Annotated in this window: 21 protein-coding genes; 11 read left to right on the top strand and 10 right to left on the bottom strand. The window is 71.9% G+C overall.

Annotated elements, in window-relative coordinates:
- Positions 1-4: 4 nt before the first annotated feature.
- Genes AB0878_RS35890 through AB0878_RS35880 form a run of 3 tightly spaced genes read right to left on the bottom strand, consistent with a single transcriptional unit; the run spans position 5 to position 2,819 of the window.
- Positions 5-796: an Asp/Glu racemase gene (locus AB0878_RS35890; RefSeq protein ID WP_366584959.1), complete on the bottom strand. Its 792-nt coding sequence runs from the start codon at positions 794-796 to the stop codon at positions 5-7.
- Positions 793-1,668, bottom strand: a complete 876-nt coding sequence (locus tag AB0878_RS35885; protein WP_366584957.1) for a fumarylacetoacetate hydrolase family protein — start codon at positions 1,666-1,668, stop codon at positions 793-795. The genes AB0878_RS35890 and AB0878_RS35885 overlap by 4 nt, the downstream gene beginning before the upstream one ends.
- Before the next feature lie 32 nt (positions 1,669-1,700).
- Positions 1,701-2,819, bottom strand: a complete 1,119-nt coding sequence (locus tag AB0878_RS35880) for a cupin domain-containing protein (RefSeq protein WP_366584955.1) — start codon at positions 2,817-2,819, stop codon at positions 1,701-1,703.
- Between the two features lie 90 nt (positions 2,820-2,909).
- Between AB0878_RS35880 and AB0878_RS35875 the strand changes: the two genes are divergently transcribed.
- From AB0878_RS35875 to AB0878_RS35860, 4 genes are read left to right on the top strand one after another with little or no spacing between them, the layout of a single operon-like run.
- Positions 2,910-3,341 (top strand): thioesterase family protein, encoded by a 432-nt coding sequence (locus tag AB0878_RS35875; protein ID WP_366584953.1) that lies wholly within the window; start codon positions 2,910-2,912, stop codon positions 3,339-3,341.
- Positions 3,341-5,698 carry an FAD-dependent monooxygenase gene (locus AB0878_RS35870; protein ID WP_366584951.1) on the top strand — a complete coding sequence of 786 codons (2,358 nt, stop codon included), beginning with the start codon at positions 3,341-3,343 and terminating at the stop codon, positions 5,696-5,698. The genes AB0878_RS35875 and AB0878_RS35870 overlap by 1 nt, the downstream gene beginning before the upstream one ends.
- 3 nt (positions 5,699-5,701) lie before the next feature.
- The gene (locus AB0878_RS35865) at positions 5,702-6,721 is read left to right on the top strand and encodes a carbon-nitrogen hydrolase family protein (RefSeq protein ID WP_366584949.1); all 1,020 of its coding nucleotides are present in this window, start codon (positions 5,702-5,704) and stop codon (positions 6,719-6,721) included.
- Between the two features lie 30 nt (positions 6,722-6,751).
- Positions 6,752-7,189, top strand: a complete 438-nt coding sequence (locus AB0878_RS35860) for a hypothetical protein (protein ID WP_366584947.1) — start codon at positions 6,752-6,754, stop codon at positions 7,187-7,189.
- A 6-nt stretch (positions 7,190-7,195) separates the two neighbouring features.
- Here the strand turns inward: AB0878_RS35860 and AB0878_RS35855 are convergent, their stop codons facing one another.
- Together AB0878_RS35855 and AB0878_RS35850 are read right to left on the bottom strand one after the other, a co-directional pair.
- The gene (locus AB0878_RS35855; RefSeq protein WP_366584945.1) at positions 7,196-8,803 is read right to left on the bottom strand and encodes an MFS transporter; all 1,608 of its coding nucleotides are present in this window, start codon (positions 8,801-8,803) and stop codon (positions 7,196-7,198) included.
- A 345-nt stretch (positions 8,804-9,148) separates the two neighbouring features.
- Positions 9,149-9,961, bottom strand: a complete 813-nt coding sequence (locus AB0878_RS35850) for a MerR family transcriptional regulator (protein ID WP_366584943.1) — start codon at positions 9,959-9,961, stop codon at positions 9,149-9,151.
- A gap of 111 nt (positions 9,962-10,072) precedes the next feature.
- On the opposite strand from AB0878_RS35850, the gene AB0878_RS35845 reads away from it, so the two are divergent.
- The 3 genes from AB0878_RS35845 (at position 10,073) to AB0878_RS35835 (ending at position 12,918) form a co-directional block, all read left to right on the top strand.
- A complete protein-coding gene (locus AB0878_RS35845) occupies positions 10,073-10,405 on the top strand; it encodes a nuclear transport factor 2 family protein (protein WP_366584941.1) in 333 nt (110 codons plus the stop codon).
- 394 nt (positions 10,406-10,799) lie between these two features.
- Positions 10,800-12,368, top strand: coding sequence for a TROVE domain-containing protein (locus AB0878_RS35840; RefSeq protein ID WP_366584939.1), 1,569 nt, complete (start codon positions 10,800-10,802; stop codon positions 12,366-12,368).
- Positions 12,369-12,504: 136 nt separating this feature from the next.
- On the top strand, positions 12,505-12,918 hold the full coding sequence (locus AB0878_RS35835; RefSeq protein ID WP_366584937.1) for a cupin domain-containing protein: 414 nt from the start codon (positions 12,505-12,507) through the stop codon (positions 12,916-12,918).
- 66 nt (positions 12,919-12,984) lie between these two features.
- Here the strand turns inward: AB0878_RS35835 and AB0878_RS35830 are convergent, their stop codons facing one another.
- Complete coding sequence (locus tag AB0878_RS35830; protein ID WP_366585100.1) at positions 12,985-13,461, bottom strand: Rrf2 family transcriptional regulator; 477 nt, start codon at positions 13,459-13,461, stop codon at positions 12,985-12,987.
- 114 nt (positions 13,462-13,575) lie between these two features.
- Here AB0878_RS35830 and sigJ point away from each other — a divergent pair, with 114 nt between their 5' ends.
- Both sigJ and AB0878_RS35820 read left to right on the top strand, forming a co-directional pair.
- Positions 13,576-14,469: an RNA polymerase sigma factor SigJ gene (gene sigJ / locus AB0878_RS35825; protein ID WP_366584935.1), complete on the top strand. Its 894-nt coding sequence runs from the start codon at positions 13,576-13,578 to the stop codon at positions 14,467-14,469.
- Complete coding sequence (locus AB0878_RS35820; RefSeq protein ID WP_366584933.1) at positions 14,466-15,851, top strand: PLP-dependent aminotransferase family protein; 1,386 nt, start codon at positions 14,466-14,468, stop codon at positions 15,849-15,851. Before sigJ ends, AB0878_RS35820 begins: the two co-directional genes overlap by 4 nt.
- A 738-nt stretch (positions 15,852-16,589) precedes the next feature.
- Here the strand turns inward: AB0878_RS35820 and AB0878_RS35815 are convergent.
- Positions 16,590-17,441, bottom strand: coding sequence for an NAD(P)-dependent oxidoreductase (locus AB0878_RS35815; protein ID WP_366584931.1), 852 nt, complete (start codon positions 17,439-17,441; stop codon positions 16,590-16,592).
- 206 nt (positions 17,442-17,647) lie between these two features.
- On the opposite strand from AB0878_RS35815, the gene AB0878_RS35810 reads away from it, so the two are divergent.
- Positions 17,648-18,400 (top strand): NAD(P)H-binding protein, encoded by a 753-nt coding sequence (locus AB0878_RS35810; RefSeq protein ID WP_366584929.1) that lies wholly within the window; start codon positions 17,648-17,650, stop codon positions 18,398-18,400.
- 10 nt (positions 18,401-18,410) lie between these two features.
- On the top strand, positions 18,411-18,824 hold the full coding sequence (locus AB0878_RS35805) for a hypothetical protein (protein WP_366584927.1): 414 nt from the start codon (positions 18,411-18,413) through the stop codon (positions 18,822-18,824).
- Here the strand turns inward: AB0878_RS35805 and AB0878_RS35800 are convergent.
- The 3 genes from AB0878_RS35800 to AB0878_RS35790 form a co-directional block, all read right to left on the bottom strand.
- Positions 18,811-19,806 (bottom strand): hypothetical protein, encoded by a 996-nt coding sequence (locus tag AB0878_RS35800; RefSeq protein WP_366584925.1) that lies wholly within the window; start codon positions 19,804-19,806, stop codon positions 18,811-18,813. The two genes, AB0878_RS35805 and AB0878_RS35800, sit on opposite strands and share 14 nt — an antisense overlap.
- A 3-nt stretch (positions 19,807-19,809) precedes the next feature.
- A complete protein-coding gene (locus tag AB0878_RS35795) occupies positions 19,810-20,841 on the bottom strand; it encodes a hypothetical protein (protein ID WP_366584923.1) in 1,032 nt (343 codons plus the stop codon).
- A gap of 73 nt (positions 20,842-20,914) precedes the next feature.
- Positions 20,915-21,340, bottom strand: a complete 426-nt coding sequence (locus AB0878_RS35790; RefSeq protein ID WP_366584921.1) for a pyridoxamine 5'-phosphate oxidase family protein — start codon at positions 21,338-21,340, stop codon at positions 20,915-20,917.
- Positions 21,341-21,469: the final 129 nt, after the last annotated feature.

Raw genomic sequence — 21,469 nt, 5'->3', positions numbered from 1 at the left:
TCCGTCAGCCGACGGCGGGCGGGACGGGATAAGGGGATTCGGCGTAGCGGCCGGACAGCAACGCGCCGGCGCCGGGCGCGACGGCGGGCAGGCCGAGCGCGCGCATCATCTGGTGGGCGGTGGCGATCGACGCCGAGAGCACGGGTTTGCCGAGTTCGCTCTCGACGATGTCGATCGACGCGAGTGAAGGCATCTGCACACACGCGGACAGCACCACCGCGTCGGCTCCACTGTGGTCGAGGTCGCGCGCCAGCGGCACGAGCTTGCGCGGGTCGTGGGCGGCCACCTCGAGGTTGTCGGGGATCTCCAGCGCCACGTAGTCGGTCACGGCCACGCCCTCGTCGCGGATGTAGTCCACGACCGTCTCGGTCAACGGCTTGAGGTACGGGCAGATCACGGCGATCGACTTCGCCCCCAGCACGTCCAGCGCGTTCACCATGGCCCCCGCGCTCGTGACGACCGGGGCCGGCGCGTCGTTCTCCTCGGTGATCCGGGCGAGCGCCGACTCCGAAGTGCGGTGGTAACCGGGACCGAGGCTCATGATGGCGACGAGACACGCGTACCCGAGCACGTCGACGTGGGCGTCCGAAAGCTCGGCCGCGCACCGCCCGGAGTCGGCGTCCATCGCCGCGAGCTCCTCCTTGCGCACGTGTTTCATCCGCATCCGGCTGGAGTGGAACGTGAACCGCTCCGGCGCGACGGTCTCGCGCGCCCGGAAGATCGCCGGGATCTCGGTCTCCATCGTGACGTTGGAGCTCGGCACGATCTGGCCGATGCGGTAGGTCCGGCCGGTCATCGGGCGTCCACCACGGGGTTGCGCAGCGTGCCGATGTCCTGAATGGACGCTTCCACGACATCACCGGGCGTGAGGAACTGCTGCGGGGTGAAGCTGGCGCCCACCCCCGCCGGGGACCCGGTCGCGATCACGTCACCCGGCTCCAGCGTCATGCCGGAACTGATGTCGGCGATCAGCTCGGCGATGCGGAACAGCATGTACTTCGTGCTCGACTTCTGTTTCACGTCACCGTTCACGCGCAGCGACAGCTCCAGCGCGTACGGGTCGGCCACGTCGTCCGCGGTCCGGATCGCCGGGCCGAACGGCGCGTAGGAGTCCTGGCCCTTGGAGAAGAACCACTGGCCCGACCGCCGCTGGTCGCGCGCGCTGATGTCGTTGACGATGCTGTAGCCGAAGACGTGGTCCATCGCGTTTTCTTTCGAGACGCGCTTCGCCGTTTTCCCGATCACCACGGCGAGCTCGCACTCCCAGTCCAGCTGCGCGGTGAGGTCACCGTCGTGCCGGATCGGCTCCCCCGGCCCGACGACGGCGGTGGCCGGCTTGCTGAACAGCACCGGGCGCTGCGGCAGCTCCTTGTCGGTGTCGAGCGTGCGCGCGGACTCGGCGACGTGCTCGGTGTAGTTGAGCCCGACGCCCACGATCTTGCCCGGCCGCAGGGGCGTGCGCAGGGTCACCGTCTCCAGTGGACTCCGCACGGGTGAGTCCACGAGGGACTCCAGCGCCGCCGTGCCGGCGTGGATCGCATCGAGCATCGACGCCGGGGCGGCGGTTCCGCGGTGGGTCGCCGCGGCCCGGACGTCGATGACGTCGGCGCCGTCCTGGATCCCGAGCCGGTCCTGGCCGTCGGAACCGGCGAACGTGACGAGCAGCATGAAAGGAACTCCGTTCGAAGTGGACAGGGAAGTCAGGCGACGAGCTGGTGGCCGTCGTTGTCCGAATAGGCCTCTTCGCGGAAGAAGCCGAGCGAACGCATCACCGGGAAGTCGTTGAACGAGAACAGGCACGCGTCGTCGGAGCGGCTGGCGTTGGCGTGTTCGTGCCACGCCCACGACGGGACGCAGAAGATGTCGCCCTCGGACCAGTCGATGCGCTTGCCCGCGACGATCGAGGTGCCGCTGCCCTTGGCCGCGGTGTAGATCTTCGACCCGACCTGGCGGTGGGCCAGCGTGGACTCGCCGGCGCGCAGCAGCTGCATGTGCGCGCTCATCGTCGGCATCACCGAACCGCCGGTGAGCGGGTTGCTGTACTCCATGATGATGCCGTCGTAGGGCGAACCGTCGCTCGCCTTCGCCGCGTTGAGGAGCGCTTCGTAGGTCGGTTCCCACGGGTAGGCCAGCAGCGGCGAGTGGTTCTTGTGCCAGGTGTCGCCGAACGGGCGCAGCTGTCCGGCGCCGTAGGTGAGCAGTGAGGAGTTCACGACCCCGTCCTGCTTCTGGTAGATGTCCGGGTGCACCTCGTAGAACGGCGCGTCGAGCGCGTTGACCAGCGGGATGTCGAGCCCGTCCTGCCAGATGACCGGGCCGTCGACGCCTTCGAGGCCCTCGTTGCCGTGCTCGTGCCAGGTCCAGTTCGGCGTGATGGCGAAGTCGCGCGGGCCGACCTTGAGTTTCTGCCCGTCGACGATCGTCCACGCGCCGGTGCCCTCCAGCACGAAGCGCAGCGCGGCGGCCTGGTGCCGGTGCGCGGTCATCGACTCGCCGGGACCCATCACCTGCAGGCCGGTGTACAGCAGGCCGACGGTGGCGGCGATGTCGCGCCGCAGCGGGTTGTAGAGCGCCACCACGCGGCGGCCGGCGTCGTCGCCACTGACGAGGTTGAGCGCTTCGAGCACCAGCGGGCGCAGCTGCTCGTAGCTCCACTTGATCGGTACGGACTGCGGCTGCGGGTACCACGGCTCGATCTTGTTCGCGATCGTCCACAGTGCACCGGCGTCGAGCTGCTCCAGCTTCTCGTAGTACGCCCGCAGATCTTCGTTGTCCGTCACCCGTGCGCGGCCCAGCTGGTCATCGCTGTGTGTGGTCATCGCGCCTTCCCGTCCGTATGTCGTTTTCTTGACGACAGTCATAGTTCAGCTATACCGTTCGTGATGTCAAGGGCGCCAGGAGGAAAACTCATGCCGACATCCCCTTCCGCGGGTTCTCCCCCGCTCGCCGGTCTCGAGACCACGATCGAGCGACGGGTCGAATGGCACGACACCGATGCGTCGGGCCACCAGCACAACTCCGTGGTCCTGCGCTGGGCCGAAGAGGCCGAAGCAGACCTGTTGCGGGGCAAGGACCTCGCGTGGCTGTTCGGCCGCACGCCACGCGTGCGCCACGAGGTGAACTACCGCGGCCGGCTGTGGTTCGGCGACCCGGTGCGCGTCACGTTCCGCGTCGCGCAGCTCGGGCGCACGTCGCTCACGTTCGCCTTCGAGGTCCACGGCCCGAACGGCGTCGCGGCCGACGGATCCGTCGTCGTCGTCCACGCCGAACCCGACGCACCGGCGGCCACGCCGTGGCCCGAAGCGGTGCGGACCGCGCTCACGAAGGAGGTGCCGGCGTGATGCGGATCGCCATCGTGGGCGGCGGGCCCGGCGGGCTCTACTTCGCCGCGCTCGCCAAGCAGCTCGACCCGAGCCGCGAGGTCACCGTCTGGGAACGCAACGCCGCCGACGACACGTTCGGCTTCGGCGTCGTCTTCTCCGACGAGACGCTCGAAGGCATCACCAACGCCGACCCCGCCGTGTTCTCCTCGATGGAGCGGGAGTTCGCCCGGTGGAGCGACATCGACGTGCACTACCGCGGCACCACGCAGACTTCGAGCGGCCACGGCTTCGCCGCCATCGCGCGCAAACGCTTGCTGGAGATCCTCCAGCGCCGCTGCCACGACCTCGGCGTCGACGTCCGGTTCCGCACCGAGGCGCCCGACGTCGAGCGGCTCGCGGCCGAGTACGACCTCGTGATCGCGGCCGACGGCGTGAACTCCGCCATCCGCACACGCTTCGAGCAGGTGTTCCGCCCCTCGCTCGACGTGCGCCGGTGTCACTACATGTGGCTGGCCACCGATCGCGTGCTGGAGGCGTTCACGTTCCTGGTCGAGGAGACCGAGTTCGGCCCGGTCCAGGTGCACGCGTACCCGTTCAGCACGGACCGCAGCACGTTCATCGTGGAGATGAACGACGACACCTGGCGCCGCGCCGGGTTCACCGAAGCCACCTTCGGCCCGGGCGTCAGCGACACGGCGAGCGTCGAACGCTGCCGCGAGCTGCTGCGCGGCTTCCTCGGCGACGCGGAACTGCTCACGAACAACTCGAAGTGGCTGCGCTTCACCACCGTGCGCAACAAAACGTGGCGCCACGGCAACGTCGTGCTGCTCGGCGACGCCGCCCACACCGCGCACTTCTCCATCGGCTCGGGCACCAAGCTGGCCATGGAGGACGCGCTGGCGCTCGCCGCCGCGCTGGAGACCGGCGATCTCGCCGCGGCGCTGGAGCACTACGAGACCGAACGCCGGCCCGTCGTCGAGTCCACGCAGCGCGCGGCGCAGGCGAGCCTGGAGTGGTTCGAGACGGTCGACCACGTGGTGGGCCAGGAGCCGCCGCAGTTCGCGTTCAACCTGCTCACGCGCAGCCGCCGCGTCACCTACGACAACCTGCGCCTGCGCGATGCCGCCTACATCCGCTCGGTCGACCGCTGGTTCAGCACCCACACCCCGGGCGGCCGCGACGACGGCACGCCGCCGCTGTTCCAGCCGCTGGTCCTGGCGGGCCGGCACCTGCGCAACCGCATCGTCGCCGCGCCGATCGCGACGTACAGCGCGATCGACGGCGTTCCCGGCGAAGCGGAGCTGCTGCACCTTTCGGGCAAAGCCCTGGGCGGCGCCGGGCTGGTGCTCGCCGGGATGACGGCCGTGACCGCGCACGGGCGCGTGACCCCCGCGTGCCCCGGCCTGTACACCGACGAGCAGGCCACGGCGTGGCGCCGCATCACCAGCGCGGTGCACGCACACAGCGGCGCGCTGATCGGCGTGCAGCTCAGCCACTCCGGGCGCAAGGGCTCCACGACGGTGCCCGACGCGGCTGCGCTGGGCCCGGCGTTGCCCGCCAACGGCTGGCGGACCGTCGCGCCCTCGGCGCTGGCGTACGGTGACCTCCCCGTGCCGCACGAGCTCGCCGAAACCGAGCTCCCGGCGTTGATCGAGGACTTCGCCGCGGCCGCCCGCCGGGCCGACGAAGCGGGCTTCGACGTCCTCGAACTGCAGGCCGGGCACGGGTTCCTGCTCTCGACGTTCCTGTCACCGCTCACGAACCGCCGCACCGACGGCTACGGCGGAAGCCTGGAGAACCGGCTGCGGTTCCCGCTCGCCGTCGTCTCCGCGGTGCGCGCCGTCTGGCCGCACTACAAACCGCTGCTCGTGCGGCTCTCGGCCGTCGACTGGGCCGAGGGCGGCACGACGATCGAGGACAGCGTGCGCATCGCCGCCGCGCTGGCCGAACGAGGGGTGGACGCGATCGACGTGTCCAGCGGCGAGGTCGTCGCGCACGAACAGCCGGAGTACGGCCGCAGCTACCAGACGCCGTTCGCCGAACGCATCCGCGCCGACGTCGGCGTGCCGACCATCGCCGTCGGCGGCATCTCCACCTGCGACGACGCGAACTCGATCGTGCTCGCCGGCCGCGCGGACCTCGTCGGCGTCGGCCGGGCGCAGCTGCACGACCCGTCGTGGGCGCTGCACGCGGCGGCCGAGCTCGGCTACTCCGGGCCCGGCGCGTACTGGCCGCCCATCCAGGCCGGCGGCGAGGCCAAACCACCCAGCGGCGGCCGCGCCCGCCCGTTGCTCACCCTGCGCACGGGCGAACCCTCGCCGGCCCGTTCGCGCTGGACCCCCGTACCCGCAGGAACCCCGAACAGGAGCGTCTGAGCCGTGGAAGACTTCCCCCGTTTCACCGCCGCCGCCGTGCAGGCCGCGCCCGTGTACCTCGACACCGCCGCGACGGTCGCCAAGGCCGTCTCGCTCATCACCGAGGCCGCTTCGCACGGCGCGTCGCTCATCGCGTTCCCCGAGGTCTTCGTGCCCGGCTACCCGTATTGGAACTGGACGATGAACCCGGTGCAGGGCTCGCCGTGGTACGAGCGCCTCTACCGCTGTGCCATCGACATCCCCGGCCCGCACCTCGACGCCCTGCGCGCGGCCGCCGCGGCCACGAAGACCACGGTGGTCATCGGCGTCAACGAGCGCAGCCGCCACAGCCTCGGGCTGATCTACAACAGCGTCGTCACCATCGGCCCCGATGGCTCGGTCCTCAACGTCCACCGCAAGCTCGTGCCGACGTGGGCCGAGAAGCTCACGTGGGGCGGCGGCGACGGCAGCACCGTGCGCGTGCTCGACTCCGCCGTCGGCCCGCTCGGCGCGCTGGCGTGCGGCGAGAACACCAACACGCTCGCGCGGTTCTCCCTGCTGGCGCAAGGGGAACTGGTCCACGTCGCCAGCTACATCTCCCTGCCCGTCGCGCCCGCCGACTACGACATGGCCCAGGCCATCGCCGTCCGCAGCGCCGCCCACGCCTTCGAGGGCAAGCTGTTCTCCGTGGTCGCCTGCTCCACCATCACCGACGAGATGATCGAGATCGCCGCCGGCGACGACCCGGGCATCGCCGAGCTCATGCGCCGCCCGAACAGCGCCCTCTCGGGCATCTTCGGCCCCGACGGCAACCCCGTCGTCGAGCCCCTCATCGACGCCGAAGGCATCGTCTACGCCGAGATCGACCTGGCTCGCTGCATCCAGCCGAAGCAGATGCACGACATCGTCGGCGCCTACAACCGCTTCGACGTCTTCCAGCTCCACCACGACACCACACCACGCCGGCCGGTCGTGTTCGGCGACGGCTTCGGCTCGGCGGGCCCGGTCATCGGCCCCTGGGACCCGGACGAGAGCGCGGCCTGAGCCACCTGGTGAGCCCGCTAGCCTCTGGGCATGCTGTACGACTACTTCGTGGCCGTTGACGACGCCACGGCGGCGCGATTGTTCGTGGACGGCGACACGGCCAAGCGCGCGGGTTACCCGGAGCTCGTCGTCAAGGGTGCGGATCCGGTCTTCGACCTCCTGCCGATCGAGGCGGCCCTGACCGGCCGCACGATCGCCGAGGTCGAGGCGGATCCGCACCACTGCCCGGAGATCAAGCAGGAGGGTGACGAAGAGCCCGAGGTCTTCGTGGTGTCCCTGGCCGACGCCTTCCGCGACTCGCTGGCCACCGCCGGCGACGCGGCACTGCACGACGCGGCCGTCGCCTTCGTCGCCCGGAACGAAGGCGGCGAGGTCGAGCCCATCGTCGCGTTCCTGAAGGAACTCGCCGTCCTGGCCCGGGGCGCGGCGGCCGAGGAACACCGGCTCTACTGCAACATCGTGATCTAGCCGGGGTCAGTTCGCCAGCAGGTGCCGGGTCTGTGGGGGTTCCACCGAGAACCCCGCCACTTCCCGGTACAGCCCGGCGTCCTCACCGGTGATGCGTTCGTGGTGCTGGCGCAGGTGCTCGGCCCAGGTCGCGACCTCGAACACCTCGACGTAGCGGTCGGGCACGCTCAGGTCGCGGTAGGCGCTCCACCGGCGGGCGCCCGTGCGCTGGCGTGAGACGCCCACGCTGGTGAGCAGGGCCAGGAACTCGGCCGAGCTCTCGGCCGGGACGTGGTAGGCGACCTCGACCAGCACCGGTCCCGCCGCGGGGTCGAGGGTTTCCTCCTCGCCGGTGAGCACGGCGATCTCCGGTTCCGGCCAGGGCGCGACGATCGTGCGGTCCAGCTCGCCCGTGCGCGCGTGGATGGGGAGCACGAACAGCGACGCCGCGCCCAGCACCAGCAGCACACCGGAGACGGCGAGCGTCGTCGCGGCGCCCAGGCCGGCGGCGACCAGGCCCCAGATCAGCGCGCCGATGCCCTGGCCGCCCAGGAAGATCATCAGGTACACCGCCAGGGCCCTCGCGCGGACCCAGGCGGGCAGGGCGAGCTGCAGCGTGGTGTTCAAAGTGGACAGACCGGCCAGCCAGCCGGCGCCGCCCAGGACGAGCAGGACCGCGACCACCACCGCGTTCGGCAGCAGCGCCGCGGCGAACACCCCGACCGCGTACGCGATGGTGGCGGCGCCCAGCAGCGTGTTGCGGCCGAACCGCGCGCGCATCGGCCGCATCAGCACGGCGCCGCCCACCGCGCCGAGGCCGAGGGCGCCGAGCAGCACGCCGTAGCCGCCGGAACCGAGACCGAGCCGGTCCGCGGCCACGACCGGCAGCAGCCCCCACAACGCCGACGCGGGCAGCACGAACACCGAAGCACGCACCAGGATCCGGCGGACACCGGGCGCGTACCGCACATACCGGATTCCCGCTCGCAAGGCGGGCACCAGCGGCTCCGCCGGGCCGGCCGACTCGGTGGCCGTGCGCCGCCACATCAGCACCGCGACCAGGATCAGCAGGTCCGACACCGCGTTGATGCCGAACACCACCGCCGGGCCGGTCAGCGCCAGCACGAACCCGGCCAGCGCGGGCCCGATCGCGCGGGCGATGTTGACGTTGAGGCTGCCCAGCGCGGCGGCCGACGGCAGCTCCTCGCGCGGCACCAGCTCGGGCTGGATCGCCTGCCAGGCCGGGCTCATCAGCGCCTGGCACACGCCGAGCAGCAGCGTGATCGTGATCAGCGTCGCCGGAGTCACGAGGTCCTGGCTGCTCAGCACCGCCAGGATGCCCGTGATCACGACCATCACCGCCGTGAGCACCGCGATGATCCGCCGCCGGTCGAGCACGTCGGCCAGCACACCCGCGGGCAACGACACGAACAGCACGGGGAGCAGGCTCGCGGCTTGCACGATCGACGTCAGCGTGGCCGCGTTGGGCTGGTGCACGACCGTCCACTGCGCACCGACCGACTGCATCCAGCTGCCGACGTTCGAGCCCAGCTGCGCGAACCACAGCGCGCGGAACACGTGCCGGCGCAGAGGCGCCCAGGTGGACGACGCGGGGGCGGACGGTACGGCCGACAACGGCGACTCCTCGGGCCGGGCGCGCGGAGGAGTCCGCGTGCGAGCCGCCGTATCGTACGTCGGCCGGACGCCGGGCGGAGACCGCTGCTTCCCGCGCTCGGCGGCCACCAGCGCACGGTCGGCGCGGCCGCTTCATCGAAGCGGCGGACGAGGTCGGCGTGGCCGACTCGGTGGAGCAGATCGGTGTTCATGCCCTCGGTGAGCGTCAGCTCGGTCTCCGCGGGGTCGTCGATGTCCCGGTCGGCCGGTCCGGCAGCACGTCGGGCGGCAGCTCGTCGAACGCGCCGCACACCTGCTCGCGTCCCCGAAACGGCCGTCCACCCGGCGCAGGGCGCGCGCGCGGTCTCAGGCCGGCGAGACCCGGAACACGGGCCAGCCGATCTCCGTGCGCCACGTCCGCGGGTCCGGGTCGTCACGCGGGCCGCACAGGTACGTCTCGTGCACGGGACCGCCCACCGCGAGCGCGTGGGCCACCACCCAGTCGCCGAGCCGGCCGTAGGTGACGTCGATGTCGTCGTGGTCACCGGCGTGCACCGTCACGGCGAGGTCCGTGGCCGCGAGGGTGCGCGGCGCGACGCGACCGACCGTGGGCGCGTCGGGCACCGGCCGGTAGACCAGGGCCGTGCCGCGGCCGGCGGTGAACAGCTCGTTGTCGTACAGCCCGCCCGCAGGTGTGAAGCCCTCGCGCCCGGCGACGGCGGCGTCCAGTTCGGACATCGCCGCGTCGTACCACTCCAGCACGTCGTCGAGGTCCACAGTGGCCTCGATCGCCGCGACCGTCCGCGCGGGCACCGAGCGCAGCTCGACCGCCAGCTCCTCGACGTCGGGCTTGAGCAGCTGCCGCAACGACGTGACCGCGGCGCGGGTGCGGTCCAGCCGGTCCTCCAGCCGCTGCAGGTGCCCGGCGATGAGGTCGGCGCGCGTTCGCGGATCGCTCGTGGCCAGGATGTGTTTCACCTCGGCCAGCGGCACGTCGAGCTCGCGCAGCCGGTGGATCACCTGCGCGTTGGGGATCTGCTCGCGGGCGTAGTAGCGGTAGCCCGTGGCGTCGTCGACCGACGCGGGCGCCAGCAGCCCCGCCTCGTGGTACCGGCGCAGCGTGCGCACGCTCAAGCGCGTGAGCTGGGCGAACTCCCCGATCGTCAGGCCTGGCCGCATCCCGCCACTGTGCACCCTCTCCCGGGGAGAGGGTCAACCCGGGTTTGACTCTCTCCCCGGGAGAGGGCCGACGGTGGTGGGGTCATCCCGATTCGACCCCAGGAGAGCCCCATGACCACCGCACTGCCGCAGGCCGTCACCGACTATCTCGCCGCGCACGAAACCCGCGACGCCGACCGCGCGCTGCCGCACTTCACGCCCGAGGCCACCGTCGCCGACGACGGCCACACCTACCACGGCGCAGCCGAAATCCGCGGCTGGCTCGAGGGCGCCGCGAGCGAGTACACCTACACCAGCACGCTGATCGCCGGCGAGCAGATCGACGAGAACCACGTCGTCGCCACGCACCACCTCGAAGGAAACTTCCCCGGCGGTGCGGTCGATCTGCACTTCCGCTTCACGCTCGACCACGGCCTGATCTCGCGGCTGGTGATCGAACCCTGAACCCGGTGCCGGAAAAACCCCGCGACACCACCGGATCCGCGCGGCTACAGTAATCGTCAAGGTTCGAGTGTGCCCGGTGCGCAGGCAACGGTTACTTCTCTGGTGCTCGCAGGTTCGATTCCTGTACACCGTCGCCGATCTTTCTCGGGCGCACCGAACCGGACCGGAACTCCTTCGGGAGCAACGGTTTCAGGTGTGCCCGGTGCGCAGGTGACGGTTACTTCCGCTTTCAACGGGCAGGTTGCGGGTTCAAATCCCGTCACCCCGACTCGTCGGGGTGTAGCTCAATCCGGCCAGAGCAGCTAAACGTACCGTGGCCGACTTTTTCTCGGGCACACCTGAAACCGTTGCTCCCTTCTCATGACCGAAGCACACAAACAGAGGGGGTCGACCCATGGCCAAGTTCAACATCCTCGGCGCCCTGCGGGCGGCCCGCTCGCCGATCTCCAGCGAGGCCGTCGCGAGCGGGCGCACCCACGAAGGCGGGGCCGGCTACGCGCGCGACGCCCAGAGCGAGCTGTTCCTGCTCGCCGTGACCAACATGGTCGGCGAGCACACCTTCTACGAGAACGCCGAGCAGCGCGACACCCGGTACGCCGAGCTCGTGCGCGCCGCGACGCTGGCCGATCCCGAGTGGACGGTGCGCTTCCTCGCGTGGCTGCGCCGGGACGCGAACCTGCGGACCGCGGCGCTGGTCGGCGCGGCCGAGTTCGCGGCGGCCCGGCGTGAGCCCGGCCTCGACGGGCTGTCGCGCCAGGTCGTGAACAGCGTGCTCCAACGGGCCGACGAGCCCGGTGAACTGCTGGCCTACTGGACCAGCGTCCACGGCCGCACCGTGCCCAAGCCGGTGAAGCGCGGGATCGCCGACGCCGCCCAGCGCCTCTACACCGAAAGCTCCTACCTCAAGTGGGACTCCGACGCGCGCGGGTTCCGGTTCGCCGACGTCCTCGGGCTGACGCACCCCGGCCCGCGTACCGGCCGGCAGGACGCGCTGTTCGAGCACGTCCTCGACGTCCGGTTCCACGCCGACCGCGAGATCCCCGCCGCGCTGGGGACTCTCGGCGCGCACCGGGAGCTGACGGCGTGGCCGGTCGAACGGCGGCGCGAGCTGGTCGAGTCGGCCACGGCAGCCGAGACGCTGCGGCGCGCCGGGATGACGTGGGAGTCGCTCGCCGGGTGGCTCCAGGGACCGCTGACCGCGGCCGCGTGGGAGTCGATGATCCCGTCGATGGGCTACATGGCGCTGCTGCGCAACCTGCGCAACTTCGACCAGGCCGGGGTTTCCGACGAGGTGGCGCAGGCCGTCGCCACGCGGCTCGCCGACCCGGAGCAGGTGGCGCGGTCAGGGCAGCTGCCGATGCGGTTCCTGTCGGCCTACCGGGCGGCACCGTCGCTGCGGTGGGCGTGGGCGCTGGAACAGGCGATCACGCACTCGCTCGCCCACGTCCCGGTGCTGCCCGGCCGCACGCTGATCCTGGTGGACACCTCGTGGTCGATGACTTCGCGGTTCTCCAAGGACGGCACGCTGAAGCGGTGGGACGCGGCCGCGGTGTTCGGGCTCGCGCTCGGGCAGCGGTGCGAGAAGGCCGACGTCGTGTCGTTCTCCGACGACACCCGCGAGTTCCCGCTGCGGCCGCAGGAGTCGCTGCTGAAGTCGGTGGACCGCTGGACCGCCGACGGCTACTTCCTCGGCCACGGCACCGACACGCAGCTGGCCGTCGGGAAGCACGAGCGCGGCCACGACCGCGTCGTGATCCTCACCGACGAGCAGGCCGCACAAGGTGACGTCGGGATGTCCGTGCCCGCGGCCACCCCGCTGTACACGTGGAACCTCGCCGGGTACCGGCGTGGCCACTCGTCCAGCGGTGGCCGCAACCGGCACACGTTCGGCGGCCTGACCGACCAGGCCTTCCGCATGATCCCGCTGCTGGAGGCCGGGCGCGACGCCGGCTGGCCGTTCTGACCGTCGCGATCGGACGGTGGTCCCCGGTGGCCACCGTCCGATCGCGACAGTGCCGGTGGCGCGGGTCCGACCGGTACAGGAAATCGGCCCTCGAGCGGACCGGTCACGCGCGCGGACGCGGACCTAACCTCGCCGTATGATTCTTTCACCCGGCTCACGCAGCACCTACGACAAACTGCTCACGCGCACCCCGCCGTTCGTCCCGGAGGGCGCGCACTTCATGGTCGGCACCGTCTCGATCCCGCCGGGCGACCCGGGCAGTGGGCCGCACCGGCATTCCGGTCCCGTGTTCGGCTACGTGATCGAGGGCGAGATCCTCTTCGAACTCGAAGGCGAGGAGCCGTACCCGATCAAGGCCGGCGAGGCATTCTGGGAGCCCGGCGGCGAGGTCGTGCACTACCAGGCCGGCAACCTGCGTGAGGACATCGAGAGCAAGTTCGTGGTCTGCATGGTCTGCGCGCCCGACGTGCCGATGCTCACGTTCCTCGACGACGACGAGATCCGCGGGCGCGACCACCTGCGGCACCCGAAGGCGCGCCGCTCGGCCTGACCGTCTGCCCGGCCTGTTGTCCTCCCGGCCTGGTGTCTCCGGCTCGGAGGCGGCAGGCCGTTCTCGTCAGCTGCGTCCGTAGGCCTTGCGGGCCAGCCGGGCGGCCGAGGGAGCGTGGCTGTCGGCTTCGGCCCGGATGTCGGCGATCGTCTTGGCCGCCAGCGCTTTGCGCCACTGCAGCTCGGCGTGCTGCATGGCCGAGTCGACGGCGCACTTGCGGCGGAACGCGCTCTGCGGCGCCTCCTGGCCCATCCCGTGCTGCCGGATCTCGGTGCACTGGAACGCGAACTCCCGCCCCTCGATGGCGGCGACCACGTCCATCAGCGTGATGTCCTCGGGCCGGCGGGCGAGCACGAACCCGCCGCGCGCGCCCGGCAGCGAACGCAGCAGCCCCGCGCGCACGAGGGCCTGCAGCTGCTTGTTCAGGTACGCGACGGGAAGCTCGTAGCTGGCCGCGAGGGACGCGGTGGACACCGGTTCGTCGTCGTCGAGCCACGCGAGCGACAGCAGGACGTGGACGGACCACTCGACACCCTGGTTCATCCGCACGGCCGCCACCCTAGACAATCTGGACCCCGGAAGTCAAGGTTCCGGTTGCGGGCACGGGAGCGCACCTGCCACCATCGGAATCCCCTGCAGCGCACAAGGAGCTTTGAAGTGACCGAAGTGGCCGGTGGTGGCCTGACCGACGCGGTGGCGGCGTTCGAAGCACTGCGCCCGCGCCTGTTCGGCCTCGCCTACCGGCTGCTGGGCACGGCCGCCGACGCCGAAGACGTGGTGCAGGACACGTGGATCCGCTGGCAGGGCACGGATCGCGGCGTGGTGCGCAACGCCGAGGCGTTCCTCGTCACCACCGCGAGCCGCCTGGCACTGACCGCGGCGACCTCGGCCCGGGCGCGCCGCGAGCTCTACGTCGGCCCGTGGCTGCCCGAGCCGATCCCCACCGCCGACGGCGCCGACGTCACGGTGGAGCGTGGCGAGGCACTCGAGCTGGCGGTGCTGGTGCTGCTCGAACGGCTGACGCCGCAGGAGCGCGCGGTGTACGTGCTGAAGGAGGCCTTCGACTACCCGTACCGCGACATCGCCGGGTTCCTCGACCTCAGCGAGCAGCACGCGCGGCAGCTGGGCCACCGGGCGCGGGCCCACGTGACCCGCGAACGCGGCGCGCGCGTGAGCGCGGCCGAGCGCGACCGGTTGCTGCGGGCGTTCCTCGCGGCCGCGCAGCGGGGTGATCTCGAAGGCCTGCGGAGCCTGCTGGCCGAGCACGCCGTGGCCTATTCCGACGGCGGCGGCGTCGCGACGGCCGCCCGCAAGCCGGTGTCCGGCCGCGAACGCGTGGCGCAGTACCTGGCGCGGACGGTCGGGATCCACGGACAGCAAGTCGAGACCTCCGTTGTTGCGGCGAACGGGCAGCACGTCGTGCTCGTCACCCGCGCCGGCGAACCGCTCGCGGCGTGCTGGGTGGAGGCGTCGCCGCGGGGCATCGACCAGGTCTGTTTCGTCGTGAACCCGGCGAAGCTCACCCGGCTGGCCGCGGCGGTCGCGGGGTGAGCTCGCTCGGGATCGACCTGCACCTCGAAGCCGGCGGCGAACCGCGGGCCCGCTCGATCGAGTCCGCGCTGCGGGAGGCGGTGACGTCCGGGCGGCTGCCCGCCGGCACGCGCCTGCCGGGTACCCGCAGCTTGGCCGACGACCTCGGCATCGCGCGCGGCACCGTCGTCGAGGCGTACGCGCAGCTGGTGGCCGAGGGCTGGCTGGTGAGCACGACCGGGTCGGGCACGCGCGTCGCCGAAACCCGGCTCCCCCCGGCGAAGCCGGTGCCGGAGGTGGAGCCGCGCCTGCTCGACCTGCGGCCGGGGCGGCCGGACCTGAGCCTGTTCCCGCACACGTTGTGGTCGGCCAGCGTGAAACGCACGCTGGCAGCGGCCGGACCGTCCACTTTGGATTACGGCGACCCGGCGGGCTCACGGCTGCTGCGCGAAGCCGTTGCCACGTATGTGTCACGGACGCGCGGTGTCCGCGCCGAGGCCGAGGCCGTCGTGATCACGACCGGCTTCACCCACGGCCTCGCCTTGCTGGCGCGGGCAATGCGGGAGTCGGGGATGTCGGTGATCGGCACGGAGGACCCCGGCCTCGTCCACCACCGGCGCCTCATCCACGGCGCCGGGCTGGCCACCGCACCGCTTCGGGTGGGTCCTTGTGGCGCGGACCCCGCCGGGCTGGACCCGGACGTCCGCGCGGTGCTGCTCACGCCGGCCCACCAGCACCCGCGTGGCGTCGTGCTGAGCCCCGATCTGCGCACGGCCTTCCTCGACTGGGCCCGCGCCCGCGACGGCTTCGTCATCGAGGACGACTACGACGGCGAGTTCCGCTACGACAAACATCCCGTGGGCGCGCTGCAGGCCCTGGACCCGTCACGCGTGGTCTTCGCGGGCAGCACCAGCAAGTCCCTGGCGCCCGGCCTGCGCCTCGGCTGGCTCGTGCTGCCGCCGCGGCTGCGCCTCCCGGTCCTCGACGCGCTGGCCGCCACCGGCGCGTCCGTCGGCGCCCCGGACCAGCTCGCCCTCGCCGACCTCCTCCAGCGCGGCGACTACGACCGCCACGTCCGCCGCGCCCGCGCCACCTACCAGAAACGGCGCGCCGAGCTGGCCACCCGCCTCGCCACCCTCACCGACGTCCCCCTCGACGGCGTCCCCGCCGGCCTCCACGCCCTGCTCCCCCTGGCCTCCCGGCACGAGGAGAAACGCCTCGTCGACGCCGGCCTCCACTCCGGCGTCCGCCTGCTGGGCCTCCACACCTCCGGCTACTGGCACGGCGCCGACCCCCGCGCCGGCCTGATCCTCGGCTACGCCACCCCACCGCAACACTCGTGGCGCCCGGCGCTGGACACGCTGGCCGAGCTGCTGGAGGGCGCCGAGATCGCCGCTTGGTGACCCCCGTTGGGTTCGGCATTCGGCTTGCCGGCCCACCGCGAGTCTCACCTGCGGCCGTTGCCGCCGGGCCGCGGCCCACGGCGGTGCGCCGCCACGGCCCAGCTTGAAGCCGTCCGGCCACGCGCACGCCGGGCCCTTCCCGCCGATACGCCAAGCCACGCCGACGCGACCTTCTCCGAGCGGAGCCGAACGAACCAGCCCAGACCGTGCGCTGTCCGACGGGCGCTCGCCAGGGCGCAGCACGGCGGCCACGCCGACCGAACGGGCCATGCACTCTTCGCCACGCCGACCGAAACCAGGCAGTGCACCCCTTCTCGACACCGGCCACGCCGACCGCAACAGCCGGAGCACTCTTCGCCACGCCAGCCACCCCGACCGGAACCAGGCAGCGCACCCTTCTCGACTCCACCCAGGCCGACCGGAACGGGCAGCGCGCGCTTCGCCACGCCGCCCACGCCGACCAGAACCGGGCGGCGCACCGTGCTTGACACCGGCCACGCTGACCGGAACGGCCGGGCCACGCCGACCGGAACCGGGCAGCTCACCCCTTTCCGACACCGGCCACGCCGACCGCAACAGCCGGAGCACCTTCCCCACCCCGGAGCCCAGCCGCGCCGGGCCGCACCATTCGCCGCCTCGGCGGTCACCCCAAGGTGAATCCGTCCCACCGCACAGAGGCACAACCACGGCCGCCCCAGAGCGGAGTGCTCCGGAGCGCGCCGAACGCTTCGGCCGAAGTCAGCTCTGCTTGAACCCCTCCCGCCACGAGGGCCGGCTCGGCGTCCAGCCCAGGTCCTTCCGGGCGTGGGTGTTGTCCGCGCCCCGGGCCCACGGTGTGCGCGCGGCGTCGGACCGGGCCGGGGGCGGGGCGCCGACGGAGGCGCAGAACGCCGGGACCCAGTCGTAGCCCGCCGCGGGGTCGTCGTCGCAGATGTTGACCGGGCCGGTGGGCCAGGTGAGGGCGGCGAGGGCGGCCGAGGCGGCGTCGTCGACGTGGAGGAAGCTCGTGACGTCCGCGGTGGCCGCGAGGGTGCCGGCCGCGGCGAGCTGGGCCATGAGGGCGCCGTCGGTGTACCAGGTGCCGGGGCCGTAGAGAGTGCCGTAGCGCAGGACCACCCATTCGGGCAGTTCCGACACCGCCGTCTCCAGGTTGGCGACGCCCGACACCGAGCCGAGCCGGTCGGGGGTGCCGGCCAGGTCGAGGGGCGTCTCCTCCGGCGCGGGCGCGGCGCCGGGCTCGTAGGCCCACGCGATGCTCTGCGCGACGATCCGCCGCACCCCGGCGGCCTCGGCCGCGTCGACGAGGTTGCGCGTGCCGACGGTGCGCAGGCGGGCGTTCGCGGCGCGGTCGCCCGAGCCGAGGTCGGTCAGCTGGTGCATCACGACGTCCGGCGCGGCGGCGCGGACGATCTCGGCCAGCGCGGGCGCGTCGTACACGTCGCCGAGCACGGCCGTCGCGCCGAGCGCGGTGATCCGGTCGGCCGACGCGGCGCCGCGGGCCAGCCCGGTCACCTCGTGGCCGTCGGCGAGCAGCACCGGCACCACCCGGCGCCCGACAACGCCGGACGCACCGGCGAGGAAGATCCGCATCTTTCCCTCTCAACGATCTCGTGTGGACAACCCGGCGCGATCCAGTCAACCCGCGCCCACGCCGGACCGGTAGTCCACTTCGCCCCCACGCCGCTGGACCGGTTCGCGGCACCCGGAGGTGTGGATCACACGCCGGCCTGTCACGTTCGCCGGACCTGCGCAGTCTGCACAGTGATCCACACCCGAGACGAAATGAGGCAAGAACGATGCGAGTGGCTGTCGCCGGCGGGACCGGGCTGATCGGCGCGCTGGTGGTGCGGAAGCTGACCGAGGCCGGGCACGAGCCGGTGGTGCTGGCGCGTTCGCGGGGCGTCGACCTGACGACCGGCACCGGCCTGGCCGGCAAGCTCGACGGCTGCGAAGAGGTCGTCGACGTCACCAACGTCATGTCGGTGCGCAGGAAGCCCGCGGTCGGGTTCTTCGCCGCCGCCACGCGCAACCTCCTCGACGCCGCCGCGACGGCCGGGGCGCGGCACGTGATCGCGCTCTCGATCGTCGGCGTGGACGACGTCGACGTCGGCTACTACTTCGGCAAGCGCAAGCAGGAGGAGCTGGTCCGCACCGGCCCGGTCCCGTGGACGATCCTGCGGGCCACGCAGTTCCACGAGTTCCCGGAGCCCCTTGTGGACGGTGCCCGCGGGCCGTTCGTGGTGGTGCCGCAAGAACTTTCCCAGCCGGTCTCGGCGGACGAGGTCGCCGGCGCCCTGGCCGCGCAGGTCGGGCAGGAGCCGGGCGGCTACGTGCGGCCGCTCGCCGGACCCGAGCAGCTGCAGATGGCCGACATGGCCCGCCGGCTGGTCAAGGCCCGCGGGTCCCGCAAGATCGTGCTGCCGGTGCGCCTGCCGGGCGCGGTCGGCAAGGCCATGACCGGCGGCGCGTTGCTCCCGCGCGAGGACTACGCCCGGGGCGAGCGCACGTTCGCCGAGTACCTGCGCCGCGTCGCGAACCGACTGTCCTGAAAGGACTCCCATGAACACCCTCGCCATCCGGGCCGCCCTGGTGATCCCGTTCCTCGACGAACTGGTCATCGGCGGCTGGAACCAGCTCTTCCCCGAAAGCTTCTACACGACGTTTCCCACGGTGGACCTGAACCCGCCGTTCAGCGAGCACTTCGCCCGCGACTTCGGCGGCGCGACGCTGGCCATCGCGCTGATGCTCGGCATCGCGCTGGTCAAGCCGAAGACGCACTACGTCGTGCCTGCCGCGGCGGCGTTCTCGCTCTTCGCCGTGCCGCACTTCTTCTTCCACCTGTTCGACACGCACCCGCCGGTGATGTGGCAGGCCGTCGTGCTCACCACCGCCAACGCCGTGGTCGCGATCCTCGGCCTGGCCGCGATCCTCTTCGCCGTGCTGCGGGACCGGCGCGCCGCTACTCCGGCTTAACCCGATACGGGTCGAGCGCGTCGGTCGGCCCGGTGCCGACGAACTCGACGGCCGCCCGCCACATCTCGCGCTCGTCCGCCAGCCGCGCGGGCAGCGTGAACCCCATCGCGGTGGCGAGCGGCGCGCGGCCGAGGTCGACCATCGCGCGGACGGCGCCGGCCCACTCGTCCGTGGCCACCACGGCCACCCGGTACCAGACGACCGCCAGCACCGGCAGGCCCACCAGCGCCCCGCCCGTCACCCAGGGCAGCTCCGCCCGGCCCGCGATGAGGTCGACAGCCGCGGCCACCGCGACGAGCACGTGGCCGCAGAGCAGGCTGACGAAGAAGTCGACGTTGGTCCGCCCGTCCTCCACCTGCTTGCGGACGGGTTCGGGCACCACGGCGTTGAGCTCGTGCCAGAGCACCTGCGAATCGAGCCGGTACCGGTGGTGGCCGTACTCCTCGAACCGCCGGATCGCGTTGCCCAGCCGCGTGGCGGCGACCTGCTGGTCGTCGAGCGGGTAGCGGTGCAGGCGCTCGGCGAGCAGGGCGTGCCAGACCGGGCCCTTGCGCAGGTCCCGCTCGAGGCAGGGCCCGAGGACCGGGTGTGCCCGGAACGCCGCCAGCGTCGCCCGGTCCTCCTCCGGCAGCCGGCCTTCCCGGCGGGACAACGTCACCGCGTCGACCCGGTTGCGCAACAGGTGCATCCGCGCGACCTGCCGGCGGCGCCGCCGGCGGAACACCCAGCCCGGCCACGCGAAGTACCCCTCGAGGACGCGGTAGAGCGGCGTCTGCAGCGCCGCCAGCACCAGTCCGAGCACGGCCGTGGCCAGCAACCCCGCGACGGCCGCCCACCCCGCGTCCACGCTCAACGCCCCGACCCGCCTCGGCCCCGGCGCCACGACGAACCCGAACACCACAACGTTGATCAGGCTCGGCAGGATCCACCCGACCAGCAAGGCGCGGGCGCCCCCGAGGGCGCCTTGAAGAATCCCGGTCATGCCTTACCCGCGCCCCCGCAGCCGCCGCAGCAACCGCCGCCACCCGGGCTCGCGCACGTCGCCGAAAGGCCCGGGCACGCTCGACCGCCCACCACTTCCGTCGGCCACGTCGTACACGTCCGGCTCAAGCGGCGGCCCCGGCGGCGCCCCGCTACCCCACGGCTGCGGCGATTGCGGCGGCGCCCACGTCGGCGGCAGCGCGAACGTCGGCCCCGGCGGCGGCGAACTCTCCGGCTCCAACAGCCCGTCGTCTCGCAGCGGCTGCCGCGCAAACGGCGGTTCCGGCGGCGGTCCGCCGTACGTCGGGCCGCTCTCGACGAAGGCGGGCCCGGGCGGAGAACCACCCTGCTGGCTCTGATTCCACGGTTGTGGCCACGGCTCCTCAAGCGGATCCGCCGCGCCGCCCGGCGAAAACGCCGATTCCGACGACGGTCCGCTTTCAGCCGGGGAGTTCTCGAAGAACGCCGGCCCGGGTGGCTGGCCGCCCTGCATTCCGCCGTAATACTGATCCTCCGCTCGAGGACGCGGCTCCTCGGGCGGCCGTTCGCCAACCGACGAAAACGCCGGCCCCGGCGGCTGCCCACCGTAATGTTCCTGGTTCTGCCCGCGAAAGCTCGATTCGTCACGCAGATCGCCGTCGACCGACGAAAACGCCGGCCCTGGCGGCTGCGCGCCGTAAGCGCCACCTTCCGCCCAACGTGACGAATAGGGGTCGGGCGACTCGCCGGGCTGAGTGCCGTAATCGATGTCGCCCGGCCACGACGGCGTGCCCGCCGTACCGGACAGCCCGCCGTAAGGAGGGTCGTCGTCGAGGAAGGGTGGACCCGGTGGCTGGACACCCTGTTGACCGCCTGGCCACGGTGGGCCGTCGGCTCGGACCGGGGTGAGGGGTTCGACGCCGAACTGAAGGCCGCCGACGGAAAGGGATCCCGACGGTGGCGTCGGTGCGTCAGGCGCACCGAATCGCGACGAGTCCTCGCCGGGGGCACTGGGAACGCTGGGATCCGCAGGTTCGTCCTTGTCCGACGTCGTCATCCGCCGCCCCTGTCGTCGCGTGAGCCCGTTCACCATAGTGGGAAAGCGGCTCGAACGAGTGGTTACCGCGAAATCAGGCCGGCCCCAGATCGGACGAGTACCAGTGTTGCGGCCGCATCGAAATCACGATGTGCTCGCCGATGCGGGTTCGCTCGAAGTCCAGGAAGGGCGCGACTTTCTCCGGCGGCAGGTACCGCGACACCATTTCCCGCGTTTGCCCGTCGGAACTGGGTCCGGTACCGGTGACCGGTCCTTCCACCGAGACGTAGCGGACAGTGGGCGAGATTCGTTGCGCCATCAAGGTGAACCGTCCCGTCGCCGCGATCGCGCGGGCTTTGCGCGTGTCCGGCGGCGTGCGGATCCACACCTCGCCACCCGGCGTGTACTGGTACCAGATGGGCACGACGAGGGGCGCGCGGTCGGGGCGTTCGACCACCGACAACGCGCCGACGTGCGGCTCGGCCAGGAACTGTTCGCGCATTTCCACTGTCAGCACCATGACACCGCACGCTACGCGAGGGGTCCGACAAAAACCGGCGCACCACCCGCCACGAGTCCATTGTGGACTCAGGGAAAAAATCCGATCGAGACAACCCTGTAACGCTCTTGAAAGCCACCACGACAGAAC

It is taken from the genome of Amycolatopsis sp. NPDC047767 (assembly GCF_040704195.1).
Taxonomy (GTDB): domain Bacteria; phylum Actinomycetota; class Actinomycetes; order Mycobacteriales; family Pseudonocardiaceae; genus Amycolatopsis.
The sequence above is the reverse complement of the archived record's forward strand: the minus strand, read 5'-3'. Positions and strand labels throughout refer to the sequence as shown.